At 71.4% G+C, this 7,623-nt stretch carries 5 protein-coding genes; 2 read left to right on the forward strand and 3 right to left on the reverse strand.

Translation table 11 applies throughout. From position 1 onward, the window contains the following. On the reverse strand, nucleotides 1–1,191 hold a 1,191-nt coding region (locus AOK15_RS13775), incomplete at its 3' end, for a diaminobutyrate--2-oxoglutarate transaminase family protein (RefSeq protein ID WP_055516358.1). 392 nt (nucleotides 1,192–1,583) lie between these two features. Between AOK15_RS13775 and AOK15_RS13780 the strand changes: the two genes are divergently transcribed. Together AOK15_RS13780 and AOK15_RS13785 are read left to right on the forward strand one after the other, a co-directional pair. Then, complete coding sequence (locus AOK15_RS13780; RefSeq protein ID WP_205632126.1) at nucleotides 1,584–2,810, forward strand: trypsin-like serine peptidase; 1,227 nt, start codon at nucleotides 1,584–1,586, stop codon at nucleotides 2,808–2,810. 175 nt (nucleotides 2,811–2,985) lie between these two features. After that, a complete protein-coding gene (locus tag AOK15_RS13785; protein WP_055516360.1) occupies nucleotides 2,986–4,167 on the forward strand; it encodes a trypsin-like serine peptidase in 1,182 nt (393 codons plus the stop codon). A gap of 80 nt (nucleotides 4,168–4,247) precedes the next feature. Here the strand turns inward: AOK15_RS13785 and hflX are convergent, their stop codons facing one another. Continuing rightward, nucleotides 4,248–5,744, reverse strand: a complete 1,497-nt coding sequence (hflX, locus tag AOK15_RS13790) for a GTPase HflX (protein ID WP_055516362.1) — start codon at nucleotides 5,742–5,744, stop codon at nucleotides 4,248–4,250. 207 nt (nucleotides 5,745–5,951) lie between these two features. After that, nucleotides 5,952–7,445 carry a M1 family metallopeptidase gene (locus AOK15_RS13795; RefSeq protein ID WP_055516364.1) on the reverse strand — a complete coding sequence of 498 codons (1,494 nt, stop codon included), beginning with the start codon at nucleotides 7,443–7,445 and terminating at the stop codon, nucleotides 5,952–5,954. Nucleotides 7,446–7,623: the final 178 nt, after the last annotated feature.

Below are 7,623 nucleotides of genomic sequence, written 5' to 3' on the forward strand. Positions count from 1 at the left end.
CTCGATGCCGATCATCAGCCCCCGCCCCCGTACGTCACCGACACACGCGAACTCCTCGGTGAGGCGGTGGAGGTGGGCGAGCATCCGGGCGCCCAGAGTCGCGGCGCGCTCGGCGAGACCGTTCTGGCGGACGTAGGCGAGGGTGGCGGTTCCGGCGGCCATGGCGAGCTGGTTGCCGCGGAAGGTGCCCGCGTGGGCGCCGGGCTGCCACACGTCGAGGTCGTCGCGGTAGACCACGACGGCGAGGGGAAGGCTGCCGCCGATGGCCTTGGAGAGGACCATGACGTCGGGGACGACCCCGCTGTGTTCGACCGCCCAGAAGCGCCCCGTGCGCCCCACACCCGTCTGGACCTCGTCGGCGATCAGCGGGATGGACCGCGCGGCCGTGATCTCGCGCATCCGTCGCAGCCATGTGTCCGGCGCCGGGATGACGCCGCCCTCGCCCTGGACGGGTTCGAGGATCATCCCGGCGGGCGACGGGACACCGGACTTGACGTCGTCGAGGACGGACTCGGTCCACCGGGCGGCGAGTTCGGCGCCGCGTTCGCCGCCGATGCCGAACGGGCAGCGGTAGTCCTGGGGATACGGCAGGCGGGCGACCCGTACGTCACCGGCGCCCCCGGACGCTTCGAGCGCCCCGGCGGTCATTCCGTGGTAGGCGCCGGTGAAGGCGAGCATCCCGGTGCGGCCGGTCGCCGCTCGCACCAGTTTGAAGGCGGCCTCCACCGCGTCCGTACCGGCGGGCCCGCAGAACTGAACGCGGGCGCGGTCCGCGAGGCCGGGAGGGAGGGTGCGGAACAGTTCGGTGGTGAAGGCGTCCTTGACGGGGGTGGCCAGATCGAGGACGTGCAGCGGGGCGCCCGAGTCGAGGACCTTGCGGATCGCTTCGAGGACGACGGGATGGTTGTGCCCGAGGGCGAGGGTGCCGGCGCCGGACAGGCAGTCGAGATAGCGGCGGCCGTCCGCGCCCTCGATGGTGAGCCCTCGGGCCCGCACCGGCACGATCGGCAGAGCACGCGCATAGGTACGCGCCGCCGACTCGCGCGCCGCCTGCCGCCGCAGGATCCCCTCGTGCGCCGAGGGCGCCCCCTCGTACTCCCGCCGCGCGGGCGCCCGTTCGTCCTCGTGTCCCGCGCGCGCCCCTTCGGACTCGCTCCCCACAGGTGCCACCGCAGACTCGGTCACCGCCACGACTACACTTCCTCCCGCTGCTCAGAGGCGAGTTGGCAGGGGTCACCGAGCACCGGCGGGTCCCCGCCCGTACCAACGACGCGGCACGCACTCGGAAGCGGGTGAGGCGAAGATCCTTGCCGTGACGGAACCGTTGCCGTTCCATCGGATGTCCCCCACAGGGACCGCATAGTGTGTGGTGCCGTTCCGGAGGGACGCCCGGCTCGGCGGATCCGTACCGAGCCGTCCGTACCAAGCCGCGCGTACGGCGATCACGTACGACGAAGCAGACGTACGGGACCGAGCGCGAGTCGTGCCGGAGCCGTACGAAGAGACGGCGGGCGTACGGCAGGGCCGTACGCGCACCGCCTCGGCAGCACAGAGTTCTTCAACGCCCCAGGGGAGTTCAGACCATGCGACCCATACGCCCGCTCTTCGCCGCTCGTCGTGGAAGGAGCGCGCGCCGCAGAACCTCCCCCGTCCTGGCATCGGTCGGTCTCGCCACGGCCCTGTCGCTCACCGCCACCGCCTGCGGCTCGGGGGACACCACGGCGAACGCCGAGGCGTCGTCGTCCGCACAGGACAACGGCGGCGACGGCAAGATACGGATCCCGGACAATCTCAAGGAGAAGCTCAAGGAGCACGGGATCGACCTCGACAAGTGGCGGGGCGGGGCCTGGAAGAACTGGGACAAGGACGACTGGCTGCGCGAGGCCGAGGACTACGTCAACCCGATCATCGAGGACCTGTGGGACCCGGACCGGATGAGGGACGCCGAGGATCCGGAGAAGGAGGTCGACGAGAGCGACCTCACCGGCGACCAGGGCGTCACCGACCCGACCCCGCAGGCCGTCCAGGCGGAGGCGGTGTCGACGAAGTACCACGCGAACGCGCCGGCGGCGGGCAAGGTCTTCTTCGACGCGCCCGAGGGCACGATGGTCTGCTCGGCGACGGTGGTGAAGGACCCGGCCAATCCGGGCAAGTCCAACCTCGTGTGGACGGCCGGGCACTGTGTGCACGCCGGCAAGTCGGGCGGCTGGTACCGCAACATCGCCTTCGTCCCCTCCTACAACGACAGCGGTCTGTCGGCGGCACAGATGCGGACGGCCACCAAGGACCAGGTCGCCCCGTACGGCATGTGGTGGGGTGACTGGGCGCAGACCTCGGACCAGTGGATCGAGCAGGGCGGCCAGAAGGGCGGCGACGGAGCGCCGTACGACTTCGCGGTCATCCATGTGACGCCGGAGGAGGGCAACGGCGGCAAGTCCCTGGAGGAGACGGTCGGTTCGGCGCTGCCGGTGGACTTCGACGCGCCGGCCGTGCCGCAGGTGGACAGCATCACCGCGACGGGCTACCCGGCGGGCGCCCCGTACGACGGCGAGGCGATGTACCAGTGCACGGACAAGCCGGGGCGGCTCTCGCTCGTCGAGTCCGACCCGACGATGTACCGCATCGGCTGCACCATGACCGGCGGTTCGTCGGGCGGCGGCTGGGTGGCGACCGGCTCCGACGGCAAGCCGGCGCTCGTGTCCAACACCTCCATCGGCCCGGTGAGCGCGGGCTGGCTGGCCGGCCCTCGGCTGGGCGAGGAGGCTCAGGGCATCTACGACGCGGTGAGCGAGAAGTTCGCCCAGCGGTGAGGTCGGGCACGCGGTGACGACCGTGTGCGACGGTTCGGCGGCTGTCGGAAGGCGGCCGCCGACGTGCTGTGCAGGAGGCGCGCGGAAATATCGGCCGCGCGCCCTGCGTGCGTCCCCCAGCGCCCCCGCATAGTGGGCGTGACACAAGGAGCAGTTCCGACGGGGGTCGAGAACCATGCGCTTCTCATATCGGCGGCAGCCCCTGCTCTCCGCCACCGTACTGATCGCGGTGCTCGCGTTGACGGCGACCGCCTGTGGCTCGCCCGACCGGGGCACGAGCGACAAACCCGACGTCGCCGCGTCCCGCACCGCCGACAGGGACGGCGACGGTGTTCCCGACGTCATCGCCGACAGGCTCGAGGAGCATGGCGTCGACGTCGGCGACTGGGAGGACGGCGGCTGGAAGGACTGGGACGAGGAACAGTGGCTCGGCGAGGCCGAGGAGTTCTTCAACCCGGTGATCGAGGACCTGTGGGACGCGGAGCGGATGCGCGAGGCCGGGGACCCGGCGAAGACGGTCTCCTCGCAGGACGCCTCCGTCGACGAGGGCGTCAGTGACCCGCCTCCGGCGCCGGTCGAGGCGACGCCCGAGAAGACGCCGTACCACGTGAACGCCGGTCCCGTCGGCAAGATCTTCTTCGACTCGCCCGAGGGCGCGATGGTCTGTTCGGGCACGGTCGTCTCGGACGAGAACCGTCCGGGGAGGTCCAACCTGGTGTGGACCGCCGGCCACTGTGTGCACGCGGGCAGCGGCGGCGGCTGGTACCGCAACATCGTCTTCGTCCCGGCCTACAACGACTTCGGCAGGTCCGGGGAGGAGCTGGCGGCGGGCGCCCCCGCGGAGGAGGTCGCGCCGTTCGGCCAGTGGTGGGCGGACTGGGCCGCGACCTCGGACGAGTGGATCGCGGGCGGCTCCCAGGAGGGCGGCGCCGGCGCGACGTACGACTACGCGGTCCTGCATGTGAAGCCGGAGGCGGGCTCCAAGTCGCTGGAGGAGACCGTCGGTTCGGCCCTGGACGTGGACTTCTCGGCGCCCGCCGCGTCCGGGATCGACTCGCTCGGCGCCTGGGGATATCCGGCGGCACCGCCGTACAACGGCCTGACCATGTTCCGCTGCATCGACAGGCCCGGGCGGCTCTCCCTCGACGCGTCGCTGCCGACGATGTACCGCATCGGCTGCACGATGACGGGCGGTTCGTCGGGGGGCGGCTGGTTCCGGATGGTCGACGGCGCGCCCCGGCTCGTCTCGAACACGTCGATCGGCCCGGCCGACAACACCTGGCTGGCCGGACCCCGACTGGGCAAGGGCGCCAAGGCGCTGTACGACGACCTGAGCACGGCGTACGGCGATCAGTGAGCGAGGTCCGCAGGCTCCGGTGAACCATCGTCGAAGGCCCGCCCCTCGGCCGAGGGGCGGGCCTTCCTTCACGTGACGGGTCAGGCCGTCGGCGCCGGCACGTACGGTGCCAGGTCCGCCGCCAGTTCCTCGTGCACCCGGGCCTTGAGCAGGGTGCCCTCCGGGGTGTGCTCCTCGGAGATCACTTCGCCCTCGGTGTGGGCGCGGGCGACGAGCTTGCCGTGCGTGTACGGCACGAGCGCCTCGATCTCGACCGACGGGCGAGGCAGTTCGTCGTCGATCAGGGCAAGCAGTTCCTCGATGCCCTGGCCGGAGCGGGCCGAGACCGCGATGGAGCGCTTCTCGATCCGCAGCAGGCGCTGCAGCGTCAGCGGGTCGGCCGCGTCCGCCTTGTTGATCACCACGATCTCGGGGACGTTCGTCGCGCCCACGTCACGGATGACCTCGCGTACGGCGGCCAGCTGCTCCTCCGGCGCCGGGTGCGAACCGTCGACCACATGGAGGATCAGGTCGGAGTCGCCGACCTCCTCCATCGTGGAGCGGAACGCCTCGACGAGGTGGTGCGGCAGATGCCGTACGAAACCGACGGTGTCCGCCAGCGTGTACAGCCGCCCGCTCGGGGTCTCGGCCCGGCGCACGGTCGGGTCGAGGGTCGCGAACAGGGCGTTCTCCACCAGGACGCCCGCGCCGGTGAGGCGGTTGAGCAGCGAGGACTTGCCTGCGTTGGTGTAGCCGGCGATGGCGACCGACGGAACCTTGTTCCGCCTGCGCTCCTGGCGCTTGATCTCGCGGCCCGTCTTCATCTCCGCGATCTCCCGGCGCATCTTCGCCATCTTCTCGCGGATCCGCCGCCGGTCCGTCTCGATCTTGGTCTCACCGGGACCACGGGTGGCGAGGCCGCCGCCCTTGCCGCCGCCCATCTGCCGGGACAGCGACTGACCCCAGCCGCGCAGTCGCGGCAGCATGTACTGCATCTGCGCGAGTGCGACCTGGGCCTTGCCCTCTCGGGACTTGGCGTGCTGGGCGAAGATGTCGAGGATCAGGGCCGTACGGTCGATGACCTTGACCTTGACGACGTCTTCGAGGTGGATGAGCTGCCCCGGGCTCAGCTCACCGTCGCAGATGACGGTGTCGGCGCCCGATTCGAGGACGATGTCCCGCAGCTCGCCGGCCTTGCCGGAACCGATGTAGGTGGCCGCGTCCGGCTTGTCGCGGCGCTGGATCACACCGTCGAGCACGAGCGCGCCGGCCGTCTCCGCGAGGGCGGCCAGCTCGGCCAGGGAGTTCTCCGCGTCCTGTGAGGTTCCCGTGGTCCAGACACCGACGAGCACGACCCGCTCCAGGCGGAGCTGGCGGTACTCGACCTCGGTGACGTCCTCGAGTTCGGTGGAGAGGCCCGCGACGCGGCGCAGGGCCGCGCGCTCGGAGCGGTCGAACTGGTCGCCGTCCCGCTCGCCGTCGATCTCGAAGCTCCAGGCGACGTCCTCTTCCATCAGGGCATCGGCCCGAAGACCCTCGGGGTTGTTCTGCGCGAAGGCGCGCTGTGCGGCCTGGGAAGGGGATGAAGAGGAGGTCATTGGATCCTTACGTCGATGGGGGTACCGAAGGGGTGACGGATCTCGATCCGTCCATGGCGACAACGCCCGGGCCTGCCCGGAGATTCCCGGATGCGGACTCGGCCGACCCGGGACAAGCCCCTGGGGGCCGGTCCACGGCTGACCGGGAGTGGGCCGCGCCGCCGACTCGAAGATGGTCGCACGGCACGCCTCGTCTCGTCACGCGGGTTATTTTCCCGTCTTCCACTTCGCCGAAGCCTCGGCGGGGGCCACCTTCCAGTCCGGGTGCCCCGGCATGGGAGGGGTCCGCTCGCCGTGGAGCCAACCCTGGAAGAAGGCGTCCAGGTCGCGTCCGGCGATCCGGGTCGCGAGCCGCTGGAAGTCGGCGGTGGAGGCGACGCCGTCGCGGTGGACGGCGACCCAGGCGCGCTGGAGCCGTTCGAAGGCGGGGCGGCCGATCTCCTCGCGCAGGGCGTACAGGGCGAGCGCGGCACCGTCGTAGACGTTCGGCCGGAAGATGCCGATCTTGTGGTCGGCGTTGGGCACCTTGGGGGCCGCCGGCGGCCCCCCTGCGGCCCGCCAGCGGTCGGAGGCGCTGTAGGCGGCCTTCATACGGGCTTCCATGGGCCGGCCGGCCGTCTCTTCGGCGTAGAGGGCCTCGTACCAGGTGGCGTGCCCCTCGTTGAGCCACAGGTCGGACCAGGTGCGCGGGCTGACGCTGTTGCCGAACCACTGGTGGGCCAGCTCGTGCACCATGATCGACTCGATGTACCACTTCGGGTACTCGGGGCGGACGAACAGCTCCCTCTCGAAGAGGGAGAGGGTCTGTGTCTCCAGCTCGAACCCGGTCTGCGCCTCGGCGATGAGCACCCCGTACGTCTCGAACGGGTAGCGGCCGACCTTGCGCTCCATCCACGCGATCTGGGCCGGGGTCTTCACCAGCCACGGTTCGAGCCGCTCGCGGTCCTTGGCGGGGACCACGTCACGGAGGGGCAGACCGTCCGGTCCGGAGCGGCGCACGACGGCGGAGCGGCCGATGGACACCTGGGCCAGTTCGGTGGCCATGGGGTGCTCGGTGCGGTACGTCCATGTGGTGGTGCCGGGGCCGCGACGCGTGCCGGCGTCCAGACCGTTGGAGACGGCCGTGTAGCCGTCGGGCACGGTGACGCGGACGGTGAACAGGGCCTTGTCGGAGGGGTGGTCGTTGCAGGGGAACACCATGTGGGCGGCGTCGGCCTGGTTGGCCATGGCGAGCCCGTCGGTGGTCCGCACCCAGCCGCCCTCCTCGTCCCCCGTGTACACGGGGTCACTGGTGTGCCGCACGGTGATGCGGGTCCGGCTGCCGGCGGGCAGCGGCTGCCGGGGGGTGATCACCAGGTCCTCGCCCGCGGTGGCGAAGGCGGCGGGCGTCCCGTCGACCTCGACGGAGCGGACCTTGCCATGGGTGAAGTCGAGGTTGACCAGGTCCAGGGAGGAGGTCGTGCGGGCGTCGATGGTGGTGACGGCCGTCAGGGGCTTGCGGTTGTCGCCGGGGTAGGTGAAGGCGAGGTCGTACGACTGCACGTCGTAGCCGGGGTTGCCCAGGTGCGGGAAGAGGCGGTCGCCGACGCCGAGCGGGACGGCGGGCGAGGGGGCGCTCGCGGCGATCAGGCAGAGGGAGACGGCGGAGGTGAGCAGCGCCGCCTTGGTACGGCGGGCCCTGAGGCGTGGGGTGAGCGGCATGGACCACCGCTACCAGCGCGCTCCCCGGCGGCGCCGCCGACTCGCAGCCGTCCCACCCGAACGGGCGGCCCGACGGTCCGCCGAGCCGCCCGGCCCGCCGGTGGCTACTGGGCGGCCGCCTGGTGCTGGGGCCGGGCCACGTCGTAGACGCCCGCCACATCGCGCATGGCGCGCATCA

It is taken from the genome of Streptomyces ossamyceticus (assembly GCF_001418475.1).
Lineage (GTDB): Bacteria > Actinomycetota > Actinomycetes > Streptomycetales > Streptomycetaceae > Streptomyces > Streptomyces ossamyceticus.

Excerpts from the sequence above, each read along its gene's own strand:
- AOK15_RS13780 (WP_205632126.1), top strand. The coding sequence starts at position 1,584 with ATGCGACCCATACGCCCGCTCTTCGCCGCTCGTCGTGGAAGGAGCGCG.
- AOK15_RS13785 (WP_055516360.1), top strand. The coding sequence starts at position 2,986 with ATGCGCTTCTCATATCGGCGGCAGCCCCTGCTCTCCGCCACCGTACTG.
- hflX (WP_055516362.1), bottom strand. The coding sequence starts at position 5,744 with ATGACCTCCTCTTCATCCCCTTCCCAGGCCGCACAGCGCGCCTTCGCG.
- AOK15_RS13795 (WP_055516364.1), bottom strand. The coding sequence starts at position 7,445 with ATGCCGCTCACCCCACGCCTCAGGGCCCGCCGTACCAAGGCGGCGCTG.